This is a genomic window from Ornithinicoccus halotolerans (assembly GCF_009602535.1).
Taxonomy (GTDB): Bacteria; Actinomycetota; Actinomycetes; order Actinomycetales; family Dermatophilaceae; genus Ornithinicoccus; species Ornithinicoccus halotolerans.
The window spans coordinates 61,969-81,410 of record NZ_WIQI01000001.1 but is presented as its reverse complement, the minus strand read 5'-3'; the positions used below and the strand labels follow the sequence as shown (position 1 = coordinate 81,410).

Genomic DNA, 19,442 nt, shown 5'->3' with positions numbered 1-19,442 from the left:
CTGGGCCCCCCGTGGCGATCCGTGAGCGACGTGCGGACCTCTGCCATGCTGTCGCGGATGAGCCAGTCCCCCTCGGTGAACCTGCCCGTCCCGCCCGACTTGGTCACGGCGCTCGCCTCCACCAGCCGGCACGCCCACGTTCACGAGCACTGGGTTCCCGTCGATCCCCGCTGGTGGGACTCCCGGTTGACCGAGCATGGGCTGCCGGGAGGACCGCTGCAGACCCCCGCCGGACGCGACGGGCGGCCAGGCATCACCCGCGGCCAGCTGTTCGCGCTCGCCGAGGACACCGCCACCGGCGACACCGAGGCGGTACTCCGGCTGCTGTGGCACGTCCTGGCGTGGGGCACCGGGAGCGGGTACCGCAACCAGCGCGCCCGGGTCGGGGCCGTGGCTGCCCTGGGATCCGTCGAGGCCGCCACCCGGCTTCACGGCGCGGGCAAACTGGCCGCGACCGACCCGGTGGCCGCCTACCAGAGCATGAAGCCCCGCGGCGACCACCGCATCCGTGAGCTCGGCCCGGCGTTCTTCACCAAATACCTGTACTTCGCCGGTGCCGGCGATGCCGAGCACCGGGCCGTCATCATGGACACCGTCGTCGCGACCGTCCTGCGCGACCGCTACCGGTGGACAACCCTGAGCACGCTGCCGCAGTGGCGGGCCAGCACGTACCGGTCCTACGTCGAGCTGGTGGACCGGTGGGCACGCGAGGCCGCCCAGCGCATCGGTCGCCGCGTCAGCCCTGACGAGGTCGAGGTCTGGCTGTACCGGCAGTAGCCCCTGCTCCCCCGTTGGGAGCGCCTTCACCGCGGTTCCCGCCGCGGTCGCCCGGCTGTGCCGCCGGGGGCGGGGATGCTCCGAGAGCTCTGCACCGAGCACGGCGTCGACATGACGATCGGCGCCGACGTCGCACCCGTTAGAGACAGGTCCGCGTTCCTGGGCGTCTGGCGGCTGTGCTCCGACACCGGCGACGCCGCCGGACCGCTGGTCATCGCGGCCGGCGCCGCGCTGGGATCACCGGCCGTCGTCCCGGCCTGGGACCGGTCAGGAGCACTTCTCGTCGTAGTAGGCACTGGCTACGTCCCGCTCGATGACGCCCCGGGCGGCCTCGATCGTGGCGTCGAGGATCAGCTCGCGAACGTCACCGTCCATCGCCCAAGACGCGCAGAAGGCTTCACGTTCGGCGTCCGTGACGCTTTCCCATCCGATGTCCAGCGACATCCGCTGCAGCTCGGGCCTCTGGGCCAGCTCTTCAGCGACGGCGTCAGCGTCCACGGACCCTGGTTCCCTCGACTGGGCCTGGGCGGCCTTGGTCTTCGCTTCCTCGGCCCTCTTCTCGGCCTGACGCGCCCGCTCCTCAGCCCGCTCAGCCCTCTTCTCGGCCTGCTTGGCCCGGTTCTCGGTCGCCGCGTCGCTCTCCTGCTCCCGGCCCTCGTCGGCCTCGCGCTCGGAGTGCGTCTCCTGGTCGGCCGCGTCCGCCTCGACAACCTGCCCCTCGCCGCCCACACCACATCCAGCCAGCAGCAGTCCCGCTGCCGCTGCCACCACCGTGAACCGCCGCCCAGCCATGTGCGCCCCCCCACGTCTGGACTGCACCAGACGATTCCTTGACCTATTCGTGACCTAAGCGTGCTCTTCAGGAGAGGGATGCACAAGGCTTCGTTACCGTAATGCAACCAAGCGCCGCCCGGTCCATGCGCGGTCCGCCGACCTGGCGGCCTTCCACCGCATCTACCAGTTCGCCACCCGGTGGCGCACCCCGATCGAGCAGGCGTCGTACCGGATCAGCCGGTACCGGTGGAGCGCGCCGTCGCCGTTCCACACCCTGTTCGAGGGGCTGCGCCGCCTCGAGGAGGGCGCGGCGCCGCAGCGCTCGCACTGACCGGCACTCCCCGGCCGGGCCGCCCCCCGGGGGCGAGCCGCTGCTTCCGGCGTCGCGGCCGGCGCCCAGGAGTACACCGCGAACCGCCTGCAACCGCACACGCGCTTGCCTGCGGTAGTGCGCCCGCGGGAGGGGCGCAGGCTCGGGTGATTTTTGGGCCCGGGGAGAGGTGCTCAAGTCCTCCGGCTAGGGACGGTGACGGCGAGAACGCCGAGCAGGATCGTGACGCCCAGACGGATCCAGTCGTAGGCAGGATCGATGAAGACCGCGGTGGTGTTGAACGAGGCGTGCAGGAGGCCGATCGTCAACAGGCTGCGACCGCTCCAGACATCCAGGCGGGCGATCAGCAGGCGCAGGCCGATGCCGGTCCCGAGCAGGACGGCGACACCCAGACCGACATCGCCGGCGCCGGAGGCACCGTCGAAGGCCAGCGGCAGGTGGATGGCCGCGAACAGCAGGCCGGTGACAACACTGCCGATGAGGAGACCCCACCGCGCCATGGCCCGCCGCTGCACGAACCCGGTCCAGGCCATCTCCTCCCAGATGTTGATGATCAGCGCGGCACTCACGAACAGGACTCCCGCCTCGATCAGCAACGAGGCGGTCAGCGGTTGTGCACCGCCGAAGAGTGAGGCCGTGCCCCACACGAGGACCGGCAGGACCAGCACGGCCAGCGGGGTCCACCAGAGCGGCCGAGACGGCCTGACCGCATCTTTCAGGAGCGCGTATACGCCTGCGCGACCGCGCTGCCGGTAGGTGAGTGCGAGCGCGGGAGTGACCAGCCCGAGAAAGGTGGCCCCGAGGACGAATAGCTCCTGCGGCAGGTCAAGGATCTGGTAGAGGGAGAGCAGGAGCCAGCCCACCGGGAGGGCGACGGCCGCGAACACCAGCAAGGGTCGCAGGGATCGGTCATCCGGCCCGGCGGACAGGGGCCGGAGCTGGGAGGTAGCGCCTCGCGGGGAGTGGTAGGTGGCGGTCATGAGGTTCTCCTGGTGAGTGCTCGCTGTCTGTGGTGTGCCAGGCCAGCCGCTGGTGGATGACAGGGGTGGTCGGTGTTGGTCATGTGTCCCGCATCTCGATGACGGCGGCGGCGAGGGCGAGGGCGAGCAGCGCGTAGGCCGCGAAGAGCCCGAAGCCGGTCCACGGTGTCAGCAGGCCGGAGCTCTCCAGCTGCATGACGGCCACCCCGGCGTTGTTGGGCAGGTACGGGATCACGTGCTCGCCCACGGAGCGGGGAAGGAGGATGCTGATGATCGGCAGGACGTACAGGAGTCCGACGATGGCGGTGAGCACCCCCGCGGTCGACCGCAACAGCCACCCGAGTGCCACCCCGATCACACCGACGAGCGCGAGGAACAGCGCCGACCCGACCAGGGCACGCGCGGCGCCAGGTGCCCCGAGCGCCAGGGACATTCCGCGGTTGCCCAGGATCAGGGCGGCTGCGCCCAGTGTCAGGGCTAGCGAGGCGAGGACGACCAGGAACGTCGCGGCCGCGACCGCGACGGCCTTGGCCAGGACCACCTCCCAGCGTCGGGGCACGGCGCTGAATGTGGTGCGCACCATGCGGTTGATGTACTCACCCGTGACGAAGAGCCCGCCGAGCGTGCCCACGACCACCGCAGCCGAGCTGATTCCGCCCAGCGTCCCGCCCAATGGGTCGTAGGTGGCCAGGCCCATGTCCTCCTGCACGGTCTGGCCGATGGCGCCGTAGACGCCGAAGCCCACGATCACGACGGAGGTCGTCGCGAGGAACCAGATGCTCGAGGGCAGGCTGCCCAGCTTGACCAGCTCGGCGAGGATGACGCGTCGCGGCAGGGAGCGGCGGCCGTTCACTGTGTCCCCTCCCGCTGCCGGGGCTCGGTCCCGCCGACGGGGTACTCCACATCGCCCTGCGTCAAGGAGAGATAGGCGTCCTCCAGGGAGGTCTCGGCGGTCCTGAGCTCCTCGACGAGGAAGCCGTGGTCGAGGGCGACCTTCGCGATCTGGAACCCTGGCACTCCGACGACCGAGAGCTCGTTGGCGCCGGTCATGGTCACCGCCGCCTGGTCTCGCGCCAGGACCTCCCGCAGAGCCGCCGCGTGAGGGGAGTGCACGACCACCCGCGGTCCCGAGCCGCCGTGCATCACCTCGATCGGCACATCGGCCAGCAGGCGCCCCTTGCCCAGCACCACGAGATGGTCGGCGATGAGCTCCATCTCGCTCATGAGGTGGGAGGAGACGAAGACGGTGCGGCCTTCCCCGGCCAGCCGGCGGAGCAGTCCCCTCATCCACCGGATGCCGTCAAGGTCCAGGCCGTTGACCGGCTCGTCCAGCAGGATGACCTCCGGATCGCCGAGCAGGGCTGCCGCAATGCCCGCTCGTTGCCGCATGCCCAGGCTGTAGGTACGGACCCGCCGGCGGGCCACGTCCGTGAGGCCGACCATGGCGAGCACCTCCTCCACCCGTTGCCGGGGGATCGCATTGGTCAGCCCGAGCGCCAGCAGGTGGTGGTAGGCGCTGCGGCTGCTGTGCATGGCCCCCGGGTCCAGCAGGGCGCCGACGACCCGCAGCGGTCGGGGGTAGTCGCGGAGGGCTTGGCCTCCGATGGTCACCTGGCCATCCGTGGGACGGTCGAGTCCCATGATGAGGCGCATGGTCGTCGACTTGCCCGCGCCGTTCGGCCCGAGGAAGCCAGTGACCCGTCCCGGACTGACGGCGAACGACAGATCGGTGACGGCCCTGGTGCGGCCGTAGGTCTTGGTCAACTGCCGCGCCTCGATCATGGTGTCTCCGGGGCGATGCCGACCACGGCAGCCGGGACGGTGGGCTGCTCCGCCTGGGGGTCGCGGAAGGCGCGGCTTGGTGCCGGCAACCGGTGGACCTCGTGGACCGGAGCGGCCGTCAGACCGGCGGCGTCGCAGGCGAGCGCGACCGAGGCCTGGTCGGAGGACTGCACTAGGCAGAGGCACCGGGCATCACCCGGGAGTAGGAACGCGTCCGCCTGGCCGATGTCCACACCGCCGTACTGCAGCTTGGTGATCGCTGCGTACAGGGACCCCCGCATGGCGTTGAGGTCGGTGGGCACGCCGATGGCTGCCCGCAGCTCCACGAGGAAGAGGAGCGGCTCAGGGTCCCGGTCGGTGCCCTGTTCCTGTTGTCTGCTCACGCCCCAAGCGTGGGCGACGCGGCGCCACCGGGCATCGGTAGTTCTCCGGATTCCTGTACGGGCGTGCCGGGCTGGAGTACGTTGACGCGATGAGGGTCCCGCACGCTGTGGCGCGACCGGAACGCACCTCCTTCGTCGGCCGACGGCAGGAGCTTTCGGACGTGCGCCGCCTGTTGCCGGCCTCCCGGCTGCTGACCCTCGTCGGGCCCGGCGGCGTCGGCAAGACCAGGCTCGCGCTGCGGGCCGCTAGCGATCTCGCGGACAGGTACCCGGACGGCACTTTCCTGGTGGACCTGACGGCCGTGCAGACGGCCGACCTGGTCCCGCAGCAGGTCGCGGCCGCGCTGGGGGTGCGGGACCCCTCGGCCGACGTGCTCACCGACTACGTGACCCAGGTCATCGGGGACCAGCGCGTGCTGGTCGTGCTCGACAACTGCGAGCACGTGCGCGATGCCGCCGCTGTCGTGGTGCACGCTCTCCTCGGCGCGTGCCCCCAGCTGTCGGTGCTGGCTACGAGCCGGTTGCCGCTGGACGTGGACGGGGAGTCCCTGCTCGTCGTGCCCCCGCTGGGCGTCTCTCGTGAGGCGGTGGCGGGCCAGGGCCGGCCCGGCGAGGCCGTGCAGCTGCTGCAGGAGCGGGCGCAGGCGGCCGCGCCGGCGCTGCGGCTCGCCCCCGCCGACGGCCCGCAGCTGCTGGAGATCTGCCGCCGACTGGACGGGCTGCCGCTGGCGATCGAGCTGGCGGCCGTGCGGCTGCGCACCCTGAGCCCCGCGGAGGTCCTCCACCGTCTCGACGACAGGTTCACCTTGCTGCGGCGGTCGGGGGCGACCGTCCCCGAGCGGCACCGGACGCTGCTGGCGACCATGCAGTGGAGCCACGACCTGCTGGAGGAGCCCCAGCGACTGCTGTGGCGGCGGGCCTCGGTCTTCGCGGGCGGCTTCGACGTGGAGGCCGCGGAGGCGGTCTGCTCCGACGACGCCCTGCCGGCGCACCGGCTCCTGGACGCGCTGACCGGGCTCGTCGACGCCTCCCTCCTGGAGGTCACCGTCCAGGGCCGCGCGCAGTTCCGGATGCTGGACACCGTCCGCGCCTTCGGCCGCGACCGGCTCGCCGCGTCCGAGGAAACCGACCGGCTCCAGCAGCGGCACCAGCGGTGGTGCTCCGCGATGACCGCCTCGGCCGCCCAGCAGTTCCTCGGCCCCGACCAGGTGGCCGCCTTCGACCAGCTGGGCCGGCACCACCACGAGATCAGCGCCGCCCTGGACTACTGCGCCGCAACCCCGGGCGAGGAGCCCGCCGGACTGGCGATCGCCAGCGACCTTTGGCTCTACTGGGAGGCCCGCGGACGGCTCGCCGAGGGCCGGCACCGACTCGACATGCTCTTGGCAGCGTGCCCCGACCACCCGGACAGGGCCAGGGCGCTGGCCGTCGCCGGCTACCTGGCCCTCGCGGGCACCGACCCGGCGGTAGCGGCGCCGCTCCTCACCGAGGCCCGGGATCTGGCCGAGGCCAGTGGCGATCCGACCGTGGTGGCGATGTCGACCCAGTATCTTGGGCAGGCCGCCCTCTTCGGCGGTGACCTCGACGCCGCCGAGGCCCTGCTGCGCGAGGCGGCCGCCCTGTACGTGCGCATCGATAACCGGCTCGCCGCCTTCTGCTGGGCCGATATCGGGGTGGTCACGCTGCTCCAGCGGCGCCTCGACGACGCCAACGAGGCTTTCCTCCGCAGCCTGGCCCTGAACGAGCACGGGAACCCATGGACCCAGTCGCACGCCCTCTGGGGGCTCGGCCTGGTCCAGCTGCGCTGCGGCGACGCCCGGCAGGCGCTCGAGCTGGAGCAGGAGGCGCTGGTGCTGATGCAGGCCGTGGACGACAGCAGCGGCAGCGCGCTGTGCATCGGGGCGCTCGCCTGTGCCGCATCCGCGCAGCAGCAGTGGAGCCACGCCGCCCGCCTCAGCGGCGCCGAGGACGCCCTGTGGCGCTCCATCCCCGCCGAGGCACCCGCCCCGGTCGTCGCGCTGCAGCACGACTACCTGGAGGCGGCCCGCCAGGCTCTAGGGCCGCACCGGTGGTCGGCCCGGTACGGCGAGGGCAGCGCCCTGGATCGGCCCGCGGCGCTCGCCCTCGCGCTGGGCGGCCCGTCGGCCGGCCCCCCAGTCCTCCGGGCGGCGGACCGGTCTGGCGCCGGGCCGTTGACCGCCCGCCAGGTGGAGGTGGCCAACCTGGTGGCGCTGGGCCTCACTGACCGGGAGATAGCCACCCGACTGGTCATCTCACCGCGCACGGCCGAGTCCCACGTGGAGCACATCCGCACCCGCTTGGGCCTGCGCAACCGCGCAGAGATCGCCGCCTGGGCGGCCCGGGCGGGCACTGCTTGAGCACGCAGCCTCGTTTGCCCGATTCGTCGGGCCAGCGAAAGGCTCCTGCCCAGGACTGCAAAGGCTGCTCACCGGTCACGGCCTTGTCGGTGGCAAGCAACGGAACAGAGGCCGCCGACAACGGCTGAAGCGCGCCTGGCATCTTTGAGTGCACCGCCGTAGTCGCGAGCCTCAGCTTGCGAACAGATGCCACAGAAGAAAGCCGTCGAGCCCCACGCGCGGTCCGCACGCGACGGCGTCGCGGCGTGTGTGCAGCGTACTTCGGAGTCGAGGCCAAGCTCAGTCAGTCCTGAACACTGCGGGTTGGCTGAGGCGACCCGACAGCAGCCCAGGCCGCCGGTGCCTCGCCTCCGACCCCGGCTATCACCTGGCGCGGCCGACGCGGACGGCTCGTCGTCCGATGGCCGGCAGGGAGCCGACAACGGTGGCCAAAAGGAGGCTGAGGCCGAACAGCGCTGGGGGTCGCCACTGCCACCCGTTGCCCGCGAGAGTGAGGTGCTCGGTGGGGTAGTCGAGTCGTTTGGCGCTGGAGGCGGCGATGTTGCGGTCGGCGTGTCGCGCGAGGTCTTCCAGTGCGGCGTCGAAGTGGCCGTTGCCGGCGCTGCTCAGGGGCGTCACTTCTGCTTCGTGGGCTGCTGCCCAGTGGCGCATCGCGGGCGCAACCTGGTCGGGGTGGGCTGCTCCGGGCACGAGGAGTCGGGTCGGCGTGGTGGTGGCCGCGCTCTGCGGGGTGGGCAGCAGGACGAGGCCGTGACGGGTGGTGATCGCACCGTCGTCGGGGGTGACTGCCAGGGTGCGGGCGGCGGCGGAGACGTCGTAGACCTCGAAGGCGGCGGCGATGTCGAGCTCGCTCATGCCGTCGGCCAGTGCGACGGCGTAGGTGGGCCGGAACCACGGCAGGCCCCTGGCCAGCATCATCGGCACGTCGGAGAGGGTGAACCGGTGGCCGGGGATGGTGGTGGAGTCCGGTGTCCAGCCGGGGTAGTCGACCAGGTCAGCGACTCGGCGGGCTTCGGTTTCGCCGGCGAAGTCCTGCACCAGTTTCAGTGCCGCTGGGATCCCAGAGGTGACTCCGGCGGTGGTGGTCACCGGTCCGTCCTGGACGTAGCGGCGGCCGCGGATCCAGTCGGTCTGCGGGTAGTCGGCCTCCTGGCGGGTGATGGTGTCCCAGTGCGAGGTGGCCTGCCGGCCATCCAGCAGTCCGGCGGCGCCCAGCACCCGGGACCCGGCGCATACCCCCAGCACGTGGGCGCCGCGGTCGGCCTGCCGTCGGGCCCATCGGCGCAGCTGTGCTTCCTGGGGGCCGGCGGGGTCCCCGACGGCGGGGATGACGATGATGTCGGGCTCGGGCGCCGTGCCGCGGTCGGCGTCGCCGAAGGTGTGCACCGGCAGGGCCGCCGGTCCGCCTGCCAGGTGGGTGGCGCCGCGGGTCTGGGCGATGGTGTACACCTGGAACCGCGGTGAGCTCGCGAACACCTCGTATGGGGCCAGAGCGTCACTGGCCACCGTGCCGCTCTGGCCGAGGGCGACCGCGACCACGATGGGGCCATCGGAGGAGGGGACAGGCTCGGGCCACGGGTGCTGGGGGTCTGCGACCGGCAGCGCCGGGGTGCGCATCAGGGTGCTCATCCCTGCCGCGGCCACCCCGAACAGGGTTGCCAGGCCGACGCAGAGGCCGAGCACGCTGTAGGTGATGCGTCGTGGTGTGAACATCGGGTCTCCCTTCTGGGGTGGTGGTCGGTGGCCGCGGGTGCGTGCGCCGGTGGCCGGCTAGAAGTCGGGGCGTGTGTGCTTCTCAGCGGGTGAGAGGGACCGGCTGTGGGCGCCTGGCAGACCGGTGCTCGCCGGTCGCGGTGTCGGCTCCCGGCTTCCTGGTTGCTGAGGTGAGCGCGGTCGCGGCCAGCACCGTGCGCAGCACCGCCCAGCTGAGGGCCAGGTAGGCGCTCACGGTCAGTCCCCACCCGGCGTCGGGGTAGAAGTGGCGCGCCGATGCCAGCGGCACCGTGGTCAGGATCACTGCGCCCAGGGCCAGGTAGGCCGCGGCGGGCAGGGCCACCAGCCGTGCCCAGACGCGTCGGCTGGCCTGGACGGTTCCGGCGTAGCGGCGGCGGGTGACCAGCAGGAACCGCGCGGCGGCAACCGTCAGCAGCACCGGCAGCGCCCAGCAGGCCACAGGCACCACGACGGTCATCAGCGGGCTGGCCGTCGTCGGCTCGGGGTCCTGGTCCAGCAGCATCCGGGTCAGCCCCAGGCTCAGGTCGTACTGCCCCTCGTGCCCGGATGCGACGAAGGCGCTCGCGTTGGACAGCACCGCCACGCCGAGGTCATCGGCCCCGGGGGCCATCACCAGGTGGGCGGTGAAGTGGCCCAGGGAGCCCGAGTGGCTGACCACGGGTTCGCCGCCGAGGTCGTCGACGAACCAGCCCAGCCCGTAGCCGCCCTCTAGCGGGAAGTCCCAGCCGGTGTCGGCCACCGGACCGGCGGCCATCTCGGCTGCCGTGGCTGGGATGACGCCGGGCCCGTCGTGGTGGCCCAGGTGAGCCTGGAGGAAGCGAGCCAGGTCGTGGGCCGAAGAGCCGATGTAGCCCATCGCCACGCCGGCGTTGTCGTACGGCAGGCCCGAGGCTCGCCACTGGCCGAACCAGGACCAGTGCCCGGTGGCCAGGGCCTCGGCTCGGGGATCCTCCTCGGAGGCGAAGCTGTCGCTCATCTGCAGCGGGTCGAAGACCCGGCCGCGCAGCTGGTCAGCGAACCGTTCCCCGGTGACCTGCTCCACCACCGCCGCCAGGAGCATGGCCCCGGCGTTGCTGTACTCCCACTCCTGGCCCGGTTCCCGGGCTAGCGGCTGGTCCAGCAGCTCGGCCACCCGGCGGTCCAGGGCGTCCTCACCCTCGTGGACCTCCACCGTGCCTGCCAGCCCCACCTCCATGCCCAGCCCGCCAGTGTGGTTGAGCAGCTGGCCGACGGTGACGTCCTCGAACCCGGCAGGCATCTCCTCGACCAGCCCGCTCAGGTAGGGCTCGACCCGGTCCTGCAGCGACAGCTCTCCTTCCTGGACCAGCTGCCGCACCACCATCGCGGTGAACGGCTTGCTGGCCGAGCCGATGACGAAAGGCGTGTGCGGCGTCACCGGCGTGCCCTCAGGGTCGGCGACCCCGTACCCGGCCAGGTGCACCACCTCACCACCGCGCACCACCGCCACCGCAGCACCCGGGATCCCGTGGGCGCCCATCCGGTCCTGCATCCACTCATCGATCCGCTCACCGTCCACCTCGACGCCCTCCTCCACCACGCCCACCGCGTCCACCGCACCGGCGGCCGGCGCGGCCAGCGCCGCTCCGACCGCCAGCGCCGCGCCGGCCGCGGCCTTCCACATCCGTCGCATGTCGCTCTCCTCAGAGTCATAGATAACGTTCTTTATCTAGAGAACCATGGAGCACCACGTGATGTCAACGTAAAGAACGTTCTGTGTGTGAGACGCTGGGCTCATGACAACTGAGGACGAGACGAAGCGCGCCTCCGGGCGCGGCACCGGACGGGAGCGCATCCTGCGCGCCGCGGCCGAGGTGTTCGCCGAGCGTGGCTACGAGGGCGCCCGGGTGCAAGAGATCGCCAAGCGGGCCGGGATGACTACCGGCGCGATTTACGCCCACTTCGCCGGCCGGCACGAGCTGCTGCTGGCCGCGACCGGACTGCAAGAGCGCACCACCGCCCTGGAGCAGCTGGAGGCGCTCGGGGATCTAGATGCCCGTCAGATCATCGCCACAATCGGGCCGGCACTGGCCTCCGACCCCGACCTGGGAATGCGGCCGATGGCGATGGAAGCCCTGGTCGCTGCGCGCCGCGAGCCCCGGCTCCATGAGGTGATGAGGCAGCGGGTGGAGGCTTCCAACGAGGAGCTGGCCGCGCTGATAGCCCGCGGTCAGCGCGAGGGCAGCCTCACCGAGGATCTGGACCCTGCGACTGTCGCGAAGTTCTTCAACGCGCTCCTGGTCGGCGTCGCCGCACTCGCACCGGTCTGGGACGAGCCGCTGTCAGAAGACGGCTGGCGTCTGCTCCTGGAGCGACTCCTGGAGGGAATGGCACCCGAGCTGGACTGAAGGGAAGCGCCCGTGGGTGGCGAGGGCTAGATCCGCGCCCGGGCTGCTTGAGCGGGTTCTCATTGCCATAGCTTTCGCATAGTGGGGTGCTTACTAAACGCCGATCACCTACCTAGGGAGGCACCGGTACGATGGGATCCTCGCAGGTCACGGCCCTGCGCAACACTCGGTGAGAATGGAGTTCAGGTGTTACTTCGACATCTGATCGGCGCTCCACCAGAGGCCGAGCAGGCCGTCAACCGACCAGCGTGGCCAGCAGACGGGGCCCCGGAGCACCTCCTGATCGGCTCCTTGGGGATCGCCCTCGGTCCTCATCCCGACCGGAGTCGGCCGGACTGGTGCGGTGGATCAGGTCTACTCGTCGCGCGCGACAACCTTCGGTTCACCGATCTCCACGCCCGGGACCGACAGACCCTTGAGCGCCTTGGAGACGCCTGCCACCAGGGTGGCAGTGGCGCGGTCCTCCTCGCGGATGTCCTGCGGGGACAGCGAGTCCCCGGGCGTCTCGGACTGGACGGACTCGACAAGGGCGGCCTCGTCGGTGATCTCTGCGTCCAGGCTGATCGTCAGCGTGTGCTTGGCCATGAGGGAAAGACTTGCTCACGGAGCCGAGGTAGGCCACTCGGGCGGGTCTGAGCTGTCGCCGGCCGTTCCTGGGCCCGACGGGTCATCCACGGGGATGGCGGCCATGCTCCGGCGTGTCGGTGGCCCTCGGAGGAGGCCACCGAGGAGACGGCCCCGTGGCCGGGCGGCCATGAACCCGATGATCGCGGCAAAGGGACGCCAGCCCCAGGAGGTGGGCCAGGGGAAGCGGCTTCGTGCTCAGTATCGAGCGCCGAGGAGGCCGACTGCACGTCGCCGTACCACTCCTGCGCCAGCGGACTCCCGGTCGGGTTGACCTGCCTCAGCAGGAGGGCGGTCGCACACGAGACCAGCCCACTGGCGGCCGACCACGACCACCACGACCACAACGGCCAGGGCGCCCCAGGCGGCCCCGCCGGCGCTCACCCGATCGGTCCGCGCACCCCCGGCACCGGCGTCAGCAGCGCCCGGGAGGCCATGCCGACGGTGTCACTGAGCGTGGCCACACAGCGCTCGTAGAGCCGCCGCAGCGCCCGCAGCGCCCACAGCATCTCCACGGTGACCCACGCGACATCACGGGCCTTGTCGATGTTCCAGGCGCTGACCAGGTGCACCACCGAGCCGACCTCCTGGTCGACCCCCCTGCCGACCCAGGTCAGGAACGAGCGGCGGATCTCTGACTCCACCCCCGCCAGCACCGCGTTAACCCGCTCGTAGTCCTCCCGGACCGCCGGGCCGGGATCCAGGCTGCGGGCACGACAGGTGGCCACCACCGCCAGCGGAAGGTCGTGCTCGATGTGGGCGTTCATCCCCGCCAGCGCGAACTGGACCGGCAGCACCCCTGCCGCTGCCCGTGTCTCGAACAGCGGTCGCCAGGCCGACGTCGGCTGGTCGCCGGCCGCGACAGCGTCGTAGGCAGCCAGCCACAGGTTCGCGAACCGGACGTCCAGCTCAGCCATGAACCCGGCGTCGGTGAACTCGGCGCGCTCGATCGCCTCGGCCACCCGTTCGGTGACCGTTAGGTACATCCGGTTGAACACCGCCGCACCGTCACCAGAGGGCAGCGAGCCGTCGATGGCCCGTAGCCGCGTCAGCACGCCCTCGATCGTGGTCGGGAGTGAGGCTGCCATGGCGGTCAGGCCCGTCCCAGGCCGGCCTCGGCCGGCGCGGTCCCCTCGCCGTGACGGTCTCGCACCGTCAGCCGAACCGCGGCCTGCTCGCCCAGGAACTCCCGGGCATGCGCGGGCAAGCCGATGCGCTTGACCCACCGCCCGGGCGCGGTGTCCTCATCGGACAGCGGCGGCCCGGTCGGCGCATAGTCACGCAGCGGCACGCTCAGCTCCGACTGCCACACCGCCCACGCCACCAGCTGACCGTCCCGGTCGCCGATGTCGACCACGAGCGTGCCGGTGAAGTCAGGCGTCTGCTCCAGGTGGTCGCCGAAGTCGAACACGCTGCGGCGCTGCCGCAGCGACAGCAGCCGCACGTCCAGCTTGTACCGGGCGGTCTGGGCCGACGGCGGCCGCAGTCCCGGGTCGGTGATCAGGAACGTGGTCACCAGTGGCTGCGGCCGGTCGCTGTCGTCGGCCGGCAGCTCCAGGATCACCGGACAGTGATGCGCGGCCACCTGCTGGTGCAGCAGCACCGGCAGCCCCCGGACCGCCAGCTCGACCTCGGCCTGCCACACCACCTCCTCCCCGTCCTCCGGCAGCCGCACACCGACCAGGTCGGCGGTGACCTCCAGGTCGCCCAGCAGGAACCGGCGCAGGTTCTGGTACCCCTCCTCGGAGTTCACGATCCCGTAGCGGCCGGAGTGGCTGCGGTGCACGTAGGCGAACCGGGCCTGCGGGACGTAGGCGTTCTCGATCTGCACCAGCCCGTCGCTCTTGACCCCCACGGCGCGGGAGGACAACCCCCGGGCCACGTCGTAGTCCTCCGGGTTCGTCCCGACCAACGTGAAGATCCGCTCCGGTGGGAAGAGGTGCGCAGGCACCTGCCGCGGGTCCCAGTCCCCGGGTCGCGGGCCGGGGTCCCCCGGGTTGAGGTAGGACCACATCCGGTCCGGGCCGAAGATGTCCGCCCCGTGGACCCCCAGCAGGTCGCGGACCTTCTCGATCAGCCCGAACCCGATGTCGAACTCGATGCCGCCGTGCGGCGTGGCGTAGGTGAACAGCCGGTCGACGTAGTCGACGGCGGCGCCCTCGCCGTGCCGCTCGGGGATCACCTTCTGCAGCAGGCACCGGCAGATCAGGCCCCCCATCGAGTGCGCCACCAGGAACACCCGCGGCGCGCCGGTCCTGTCCCGCACCAGCTCGATCAGCTCCAGCAGGCTCTCGGCGGCCGCCTCCAGGCTGTACTCCTGCGGCGCCTGCCCGAAGGTGGAGGCCGAGACGTCATAGAACCGGTGGATCCAGATGGTCGCCGCCGGAACCGAGCCCTCCGGCTGGGCGGTGAGCCAGGCCAGCTGGCCGCCGTGCACCTTCAGCTCGTAGCCGTGGTCCAGCATCAGCCGAAGCAGCGGGCTCTCGAACTGGTAGAACGTGGGCGTGCCGTGCGCCCCGACGCGCACGTGGGTCGAGCCGACGTTGAACCCGTAGAACGGATCGTCGGTCGAGGCGTCGATCCCCGACTGGCCGCCGGAGAACCCACGCACGTAGATGATCGGCAACCGCTGCCCCACGGGCACCTCCCTGGCCATCCCGCCGACCCGCATGCCGACTGGTGCGGCCCAGCATGGCAGCGCCGCCGCTGCCGGGGAAGGGGCGCAGCGCGAGCGGTCGAGCGGCCCGCGCTCGAGCGGGTCAGCGCACCGAGTCGGCCGGCGCGAGGCCGGGCTGCAACACCTCAGTCACCAGCGACCAGCACCCGCCACTCGCCGGACTTGGTGATTCCGACGCGCCAGCCGTTGTAGTAACCGTGCCGCTGCATGTCCTCCAGCAGGCCGGGGTCCATGACCCCCGCCTCGCGCAGGTCTTGCCAGTCCTCCTCGGAAGCCGTCTCCGTATCGGCGACGGCGGGCCAGGCGTAGAAGGGCTCCTGGGTGCCCAGCTGCAGGAGCGTCCAGTCGGTCTGTGTCAGCAGCGCCGCCATCACCAGGTATTGCGGGTCCTCCTGTGGGATGGACAGCGCCTCCTGGGCGGTGACCTCGCCCACGGACAGCCACGTGTCGTCCCGTGCGGCGCGCTCGACCAGCGCCTGCTCATCACAGCGCATCGCGTCGCGGACGAGCGCGACCGCGGTGCGAGCGACCTCCTCGGGCAACCCCTCAGTCTGCGCCGACCCGGCAGTGTAGGCACTGGTGGAGCACTCGGCCAATGGCTCTCCCCACTCGCTGTCCCCACCCGCAGAGTCGGTGGGCGTCCCGGGCTGCTCGCTGTCGTCGGTAGCGGCCGGGTCGTCGGTGCCGGTATTCGGCTCCGGTGTCCCGTCGGTCTCCGACGGCGGCGCGGTCGTCTCCTCCGGCTCCTCCGTCTCCGTCGGCGGGGCAGTCGTCACCTCAGGGGTGGGGGTCGGCTGCTCCGTCTGCTCCGGGTGGGCTGGTGACGTGCTCGGGGCGGGCACGGTCGCGGACGCCTCACCAGGACCGGCGTCCGCCGCGTCCCTTCCCCATTCACCGCCCATCGCCAGGACCGCGACTGCGAACCCCGCGGCCAACACCAACACCAGCGCCCCGGCACCCCACGCCATGCGGGCTCGACGCCCGCGGTGCTCCTCTTCTTGCGGCAACCACTCACTCACCAGCTCCCCCTCCTTCTACGGAGCACGGCACCGGATGCGGGGACTGCGCCCCGGTCCACTGCGACGTCCGTGGTCCACGTGCCACTGACTCGGATCGCCCCCGGAAACACGTCCAAACCCACCCCGATCACTCCCTCTTCTCCCCCTCGACCCCGACAGCGGCACCTGCCAGGTGTGAAGGCATGGTCTCCTCCGCCGACCCCACCGTCAAGAAGGCGCACGTGCGAGGCGACCGGTGAGAGCAGGGGACGATGTGCCTGCACCGTAGGCCCGGAGAACCGCCACGGTCGCGGCGGTCCAGGTCCCGGCGCCGCCAGGACCGGCCCGCGGTCGCCGGCAGGGGTAACGTCGGACCGTGGACGTCGAGGCCGTGTCTGAACTGCTGCCCGAGGCAGCACGGGAGGCGCTGAGCCTGCGCGGCGTCGACGTCGAGGATCCAGAGCAGCTGGGCTGGGCCGCCGCGGTCGGGGCGGTGACGCACCTGCTGCGCAACAGCGTCTGGGAGGACTGGCACTCCGCGCCCGGCGGCCTGGACGGCCCCGACATGATGCGCGACACCGCCGCGCTCACCCGGCAGTTGCGGGAGGTGCTGGTTGTCGAGGAGCCGCCGGACTGGCACCGGGTAGCGGCGCTGCTCACCGCTCCGCACCGGCTGCTGCCGGACGGGCGCACGCTGAGCGCCTACGCCCGCAGCGAGCGCGGACTGCAGGAGCTGACCAGACATGCCGTCGGCGTGGCCGACGTGCTCACCGAGATGGCCGCCCGCGACCCCCGGCTAGCGCGGCTGTACGTGGCGATGCAGACCTGCCGCTGCAGCAGCGAGCAGTGGTGGGGCATGCCGGCCTGGCCCCGCCGAGTCCAGCTGTTCCTCGCGGCGCTGCCGCGCACCGTCCACTTCCCGGACGGCGTGGCCGGCCACGAGCAGCTGCGCCGGCTCCTGCTCGCCGGCCCAGACCGGCTGAGCCGCGAGACCGCCTCCTGGTGCCTGAGCCACGGCCTGGACGGCACCGTCGTCCCGCTGCCCATTCCCCTCACCGCCGACTGGATGCCCGACCGGTAGCGGCGTGCCAGCGGCCCTCCGGCGCCTCACCCCGAGCCCCGCACGAACTGCACCTGCACGCCCGGGTCCTCCGTAGGCAGCACGAGCACCACGCCGTGCTCGCGGCTCCACCCGTCCGAGACGAGGAAGTAGCGGCCGCCGGAGTGGTCCAGGAGCCGCAGCCCTCCGTACCGGTAAGCCGGCTCCTCCCCCGCCTCATCGCCGACCCGTTGCTCGGTGACCCCGGGCCCCTCCAAATGCAGCGGCCGGTCGCTGTGCAGCACCACCCCAGGCAGGTCGGACACGTCCTCATCGACCGCTCGTGCCAGCTGCACCCCCTCCAGGTAGGCGTAGTTGGCGGCGGTCCAGAACATGCACACCCCGGCAATCAGTGCCCCGCTCGCCCGCAGCACCTGCACCCGGCGGGGCGCGTGCGCGTCACCGGCAGCGTCCACCCCGCGCAGGTGAGCGGCATACAGCAGCAGCAGCACCCCGACGCCGATCGCGGCCGGGAAGAGGACGTACGCCACCGCCCGCCACACGAAACCCAGCAGGAACACCGCGGTCGGCAGTACCAGCCATGCCCAGGTCAGCAGCCGCAGTACCCAGGCGGTGAGCGGCCGGGCAGGGTCACCGCCGTGACGCCGCCCGGAGCGCTGCGGCAGGCGGCGCACCAGCCACCGGTCGAGGAGGACCCAGAGCACGCCGGCCACCGCGACACCGATGAGCAGGACCAGCACCGGTCGGACGCTGCGCAGCAGGTAGTCCTGGGTCGTGATCCCGAAGACCGTCTCCGACAACCCGAGCTGCTGGGCGTGCACGGAGCTGCGCCGCCACCCGAAGTAGACGAGCAGGGCGGTGACGACCGCGACGTTCGCCAACAGCGAGATGGCCGGACGGAGCACGGTCGCCAGTCCCTCCACCACGGGCGGCTGCCGGGTGAACGGGTGGGGTGGGTCGTTACCGGGCGCGCGGTCCACCGGGCCTACCCGTCCCCGGGCGCGGCAGTGTCGGTAGCGGCGTCGTCGCCCGGGCCGGTGCCGGTGTCCGTGGTGCCGGTGTCCGTGGTGCCGGTGTCCGTGGTGCCGGTGTCCGTGGTGCCGGTGTCCGTGGCGCCGCTGTCGGTCGCCGTCCCGGTGTCGTCACCCGTCGCCGTGGTCGCCGGACCGGCGGTGCCGAGGCGTGGGTCCACGCCCGGCTGCGACCACGGGGGCGCCTCCCCGTCGGGACAGCTCACCGAGTCCCTCGGCACCCTGGCCAGCACGTGGACGAGGGAGCGGTACAGCTCGCAGTCGTAACGGAAGGTGCCCGTCTGCACACCGGCGTCGTTGACCACCGGCACCTCCCGCCCGACGCCCGACCAGCCGAGCTCGCCGGCGCGGGCGAGCCAGTCGCGGGCAGCGGCCTCGTCGCCGAGGCACAGGCTGATCCCCGCCTGGTAGAGCAGCACCGTGCGGGGGGACTCGAAGTCCTCCCACCGCAGGTCCAGGTCCGTCTGGGCCTGCGCGCAGCGGCCCGCCGCGAGCGGGATGTAGACGTCGTCGACCGGGATGCCCGCGATGCTGCTGGGGCCCTCCGGGAGCCCGAACGAGAACAGCTCTCCGTCGTCATCACCGGCGTCGCCGGTACCACCACCGGCACCTGGGGTGTGACGGGTGCCGGTGGCGCCGCCGGTGCCCGCCGAGCCGGTGGTCTCCGCGCCGCTGCTCTGCTGGCTGGTGGCTGCCGGCGGGTCGTCGGCCTGCCCCGGCGGCCTGAGCGCACCGCTTCCGCACCCGCCGATGAGCACCAGCGCGGCCGCCGCCACGGCGACCCGCCGACCAGCACCGACTGGCGCCATCACGACCTCTGCGGGGAGTAGGGAGACCGCCTCAGTCTCGGTATACGCCGGTGCCCACGGGGCGTCAACCTCCACCACCGCGGTCCGGACGCCGTGGGTGACGGCATGCTCGGCTCCTGCAGCGTCCGCTATAGTTGAATGCACAACGACCGTCTGAGCCGCGTGCTTGCTGGCTCACGTCCCGAGGAGCATTCCCATCGCCGTCTCCCCCACCCGTCTCAACCACGCGGTCCTCTTCGTGGCCGACCTGAGCCGGTCCCTGCGGTTCTACACCGAGGTGTTCGGCATGGAGCTGGTCACTCGTGTGGATGCGCTCGACGCCGCGTTCCTGCGGCTGCCGCGGTCCGGCAACCACCACGACCTCGGCCTGTTCGGCATCGACGCACCTGAGGGTCCACGCGGCCGTGGCGTGGGCCTCTACCACCTGGCCTGGCAGCTCGACACCATCGGGGAGCTCGTCGAGTTCCGCACCCAGCTGCGCGAAGCCGGCGCCTACGCAGGCGAGTCCAGCCACGGGGCGACCAAGAGCGTCTACGGCACCGACCCTGATGGCAACGAGTTCGAGATCATGTGGCTGCTGCCGCGCGAGGCGTGGGGCGAGTACGCGGATGCCGCCGTCGTCGAGCAGCTGGATCTGGACGCCGAGGTAGCGACCTGGTCGGACGTGCGCACCGCCGGCTGACCTCGTCGTCGCGGCCGGCGCGGGATACCATCCGGGAGTCGGTGCGTTGCCACGGC

At 71.9% G+C, this 19,442-nt stretch carries 18 protein-coding genes; 5 read left to right on the top strand and 13 right to left on the bottom strand.

Going from position 1 to position 19,442, the window contains the following annotated elements; genetic code table 11:
• The first annotated feature begins 57 nt into the window (after positions 1-57).
• Positions 58-777, top strand: a complete 720-nt coding sequence (locus tag GFJ45_RS00380; RefSeq protein WP_153392683.1) for an 8-oxoguanine DNA glycosylase OGG fold protein — start codon at positions 58-60, stop codon at positions 775-777.
• A 267-nt stretch (positions 778-1,044) separates the two neighbouring features.
• Here the strand turns inward: GFJ45_RS00380 and GFJ45_RS00375 are convergent, their stop codons facing one another.
• The 5 genes from GFJ45_RS00375 to GFJ45_RS00355 all read right to left on the bottom strand — a co-directional run bounded on the left by GFJ45_RS00375 (position 1,045) and on the right by GFJ45_RS00355 (position 5,027).
• Complete coding sequence (locus GFJ45_RS00375) at positions 1,045-1,506, bottom strand: hypothetical protein (protein WP_153392680.1); 462 nt, start codon at positions 1,504-1,506, stop codon at positions 1,045-1,047.
• A gap of 549 nt (positions 1,507-2,055) precedes the next feature.
• Complete coding sequence (locus tag GFJ45_RS00370) at positions 2,056-2,862, bottom strand: CPBP family intramembrane glutamic endopeptidase (RefSeq protein ID WP_153392677.1); 807 nt, start codon at positions 2,860-2,862, stop codon at positions 2,056-2,058.
• Positions 2,863-2,941: 79 nt separating this feature from the next.
• On the bottom strand, positions 2,942-3,715 hold the full coding sequence (locus GFJ45_RS00365; RefSeq protein ID WP_153392674.1) for an ABC transporter permease: 774 nt from the start codon (positions 3,713-3,715) through the stop codon (positions 2,942-2,944).
• Positions 3,712-4,644: an ATP-binding cassette domain-containing protein gene (locus GFJ45_RS00360; protein ID WP_153392671.1), complete on the bottom strand. Its 933-nt coding sequence runs from the start codon at positions 4,642-4,644 to the stop codon at positions 3,712-3,714. Before GFJ45_RS00360 ends, GFJ45_RS00365 begins: the two co-directional genes overlap by 4 nt.
• A complete protein-coding gene (locus tag GFJ45_RS00355; protein ID WP_153392668.1) occupies positions 4,641-5,027 on the bottom strand; it encodes a hypothetical protein in 387 nt (128 codons plus the stop codon). Before GFJ45_RS00355 ends, GFJ45_RS00360 begins: the two co-directional genes overlap by 4 nt.
• A 161-nt stretch (positions 5,028-5,188) precedes the next feature.
• Here GFJ45_RS00355 and GFJ45_RS00350 point away from each other — a divergent pair, with 161 nt between their 5' ends.
• Complete coding sequence (locus tag GFJ45_RS00350) at positions 5,189-7,405, top strand: ATP-binding protein (RefSeq protein WP_194288430.1); 2,217 nt, start codon at positions 5,189-5,191, stop codon at positions 7,403-7,405.
• Positions 7,406-7,768: 363 nt separating this feature from the next.
• Here GFJ45_RS00350 and GFJ45_RS00345 read toward each other — a convergent pair whose 3' ends face one another.
• Positions 7,769-9,118, bottom strand: a complete 1,350-nt coding sequence (locus tag GFJ45_RS00345; RefSeq protein WP_153392662.1) for a DJ-1/PfpI family protein — start codon at positions 9,116-9,118, stop codon at positions 7,769-7,771.
• A gap of 82 nt (positions 9,119-9,200) precedes the next feature.
• Positions 9,201-10,790, bottom strand: a complete 1,590-nt coding sequence (locus GFJ45_RS00340) for a serine hydrolase domain-containing protein (protein WP_153392659.1) — start codon at positions 10,788-10,790, stop codon at positions 9,201-9,203.
• A gap of 103 nt (positions 10,791-10,893) precedes the next feature.
• Between GFJ45_RS00340 and GFJ45_RS00335 the strand changes: the two genes are divergently transcribed.
• Positions 10,894-11,505, top strand: coding sequence for a TetR/AcrR family transcriptional regulator (locus GFJ45_RS00335; protein WP_153392656.1), 612 nt, complete (start codon positions 10,894-10,896; stop codon positions 11,503-11,505).
• Positions 11,506-11,859: 354 nt separating this feature from the next.
• Here the strand turns inward: GFJ45_RS00335 and GFJ45_RS00330 are convergent, their stop codons facing one another.
• From GFJ45_RS00330 to GFJ45_RS00315, 4 genes are all read right to left on the bottom strand, one after another.
• The gene (locus GFJ45_RS00330; protein WP_153392653.1) at positions 11,860-12,090 is read right to left on the bottom strand and encodes a hypothetical protein; all 231 of its coding nucleotides are present in this window, start codon (positions 12,088-12,090) and stop codon (positions 11,860-11,862) included.
• 419 nt (positions 12,091-12,509) lie between these two features.
• The gene (locus GFJ45_RS00325) at positions 12,510-13,217 is read right to left on the bottom strand and encodes a DUF5995 family protein (protein WP_153392649.1); all 708 of its coding nucleotides are present in this window, start codon (positions 13,215-13,217) and stop codon (positions 12,510-12,512) included.
• A 5-nt stretch (positions 13,218-13,222) separates the two neighbouring features.
• Positions 13,223-14,767 carry an esterase/lipase family protein gene (locus GFJ45_RS00320; protein ID WP_153392646.1) on the bottom strand — a complete coding sequence of 515 codons (1,545 nt, stop codon included), beginning with the start codon at positions 14,765-14,767 and terminating at the stop codon, positions 13,223-13,225.
• A gap of 164 nt (positions 14,768-14,931) precedes the next feature.
• On the bottom strand, positions 14,932-15,825 hold the full coding sequence (locus GFJ45_RS00315; protein WP_153392643.1) for a hypothetical protein: 894 nt from the start codon (positions 15,823-15,825) through the stop codon (positions 14,932-14,934).
• A gap of 355 nt (positions 15,826-16,180) precedes the next feature.
• On the opposite strand from GFJ45_RS00315, the gene GFJ45_RS00310 reads away from it, so the two are divergent.
• Complete coding sequence (locus tag GFJ45_RS00310) at positions 16,181-16,885, top strand: hypothetical protein (protein WP_153392640.1); 705 nt, start codon at positions 16,181-16,183, stop codon at positions 16,883-16,885.
• A gap of 26 nt (positions 16,886-16,911) precedes the next feature.
• Here the strand turns inward: GFJ45_RS00310 and GFJ45_RS00305 are convergent, their stop codons facing one another.
• Together GFJ45_RS00305 and GFJ45_RS00300 are read right to left on the bottom strand one after the other, a co-directional pair.
• Positions 16,912-17,844 (bottom strand): hypothetical protein, encoded by a 933-nt coding sequence (locus tag GFJ45_RS00305; protein WP_153392637.1) that lies wholly within the window; start codon positions 17,842-17,844, stop codon positions 16,912-16,914.
• Positions 17,845-17,849: 5 nt separating this feature from the next.
• Positions 17,850-18,707, bottom strand: a complete 858-nt coding sequence (locus GFJ45_RS00300) for a hypothetical protein (protein WP_194288428.1) — start codon at positions 18,705-18,707, stop codon at positions 17,850-17,852.
• Positions 18,708-18,870: 163 nt separating this feature from the next.
• Here GFJ45_RS00300 and GFJ45_RS00295 point away from each other — a divergent pair, with 163 nt between their 5' ends.
• Positions 18,871-19,386 carry a VOC family protein gene (locus GFJ45_RS00295; RefSeq protein WP_228386258.1) on the top strand — a complete coding sequence of 172 codons (516 nt, stop codon included), beginning with the start codon at positions 18,871-18,873 and terminating at the stop codon, positions 19,384-19,386.
• Positions 19,387-19,442: the final 56 nt, after the last annotated feature.

What these genes read in the sequence shown, in the direction of transcription:
- GFJ45_RS00330 (WP_153392653.1), bottom strand. Translation starts at nt 12,090, where the DNA reads ATGGCCAAGCACACGCTGACGATCAGCCTGGACGCAGAGATCACCGAC.
- GFJ45_RS00380 (WP_153392683.1), top strand. Translation starts at nt 58, where the DNA reads ATGAGCCAGTCCCCCTCGGTGAACCTGCCCGTCCCGCCCGACTTGGTC.
- GFJ45_RS00345 (WP_153392662.1), bottom strand. Translation starts at nt 9,118, where the DNA reads ATGTTCACACCACGACGCATCACCTACAGCGTGCTCGGCCTCTGCGTC.
- GFJ45_RS00370 (WP_153392677.1), bottom strand. Translation starts at nt 2,862, where the DNA reads ATGACCGCCACCTACCACTCCCCGCGAGGCGCTACCTCCCAGCTCCGG.
- GFJ45_RS00325 (WP_153392649.1), bottom strand. Translation starts at nt 13,217, where the DNA reads ATGGCAGCCTCACTCCCGACCACGATCGAGGGCGTGCTGACGCGGCTA.
- GFJ45_RS00340 (WP_153392659.1), bottom strand. Translation starts at nt 10,790, where the DNA reads ATGCGACGGATGTGGAAGGCCGCGGCCGGCGCGGCGCTGGCGGTCGGA.
- GFJ45_RS00360 (WP_153392671.1), bottom strand. Translation starts at nt 4,644, where the DNA reads ATGATCGAGGCGCGGCAGTTGACCAAGACCTACGGCCGCACCAGGGCC.
- GFJ45_RS00335 (WP_153392656.1), top strand. Translation starts at nt 10,894, where the DNA reads ATGACAACTGAGGACGAGACGAAGCGCGCCTCCGGGCGCGGCACCGGA.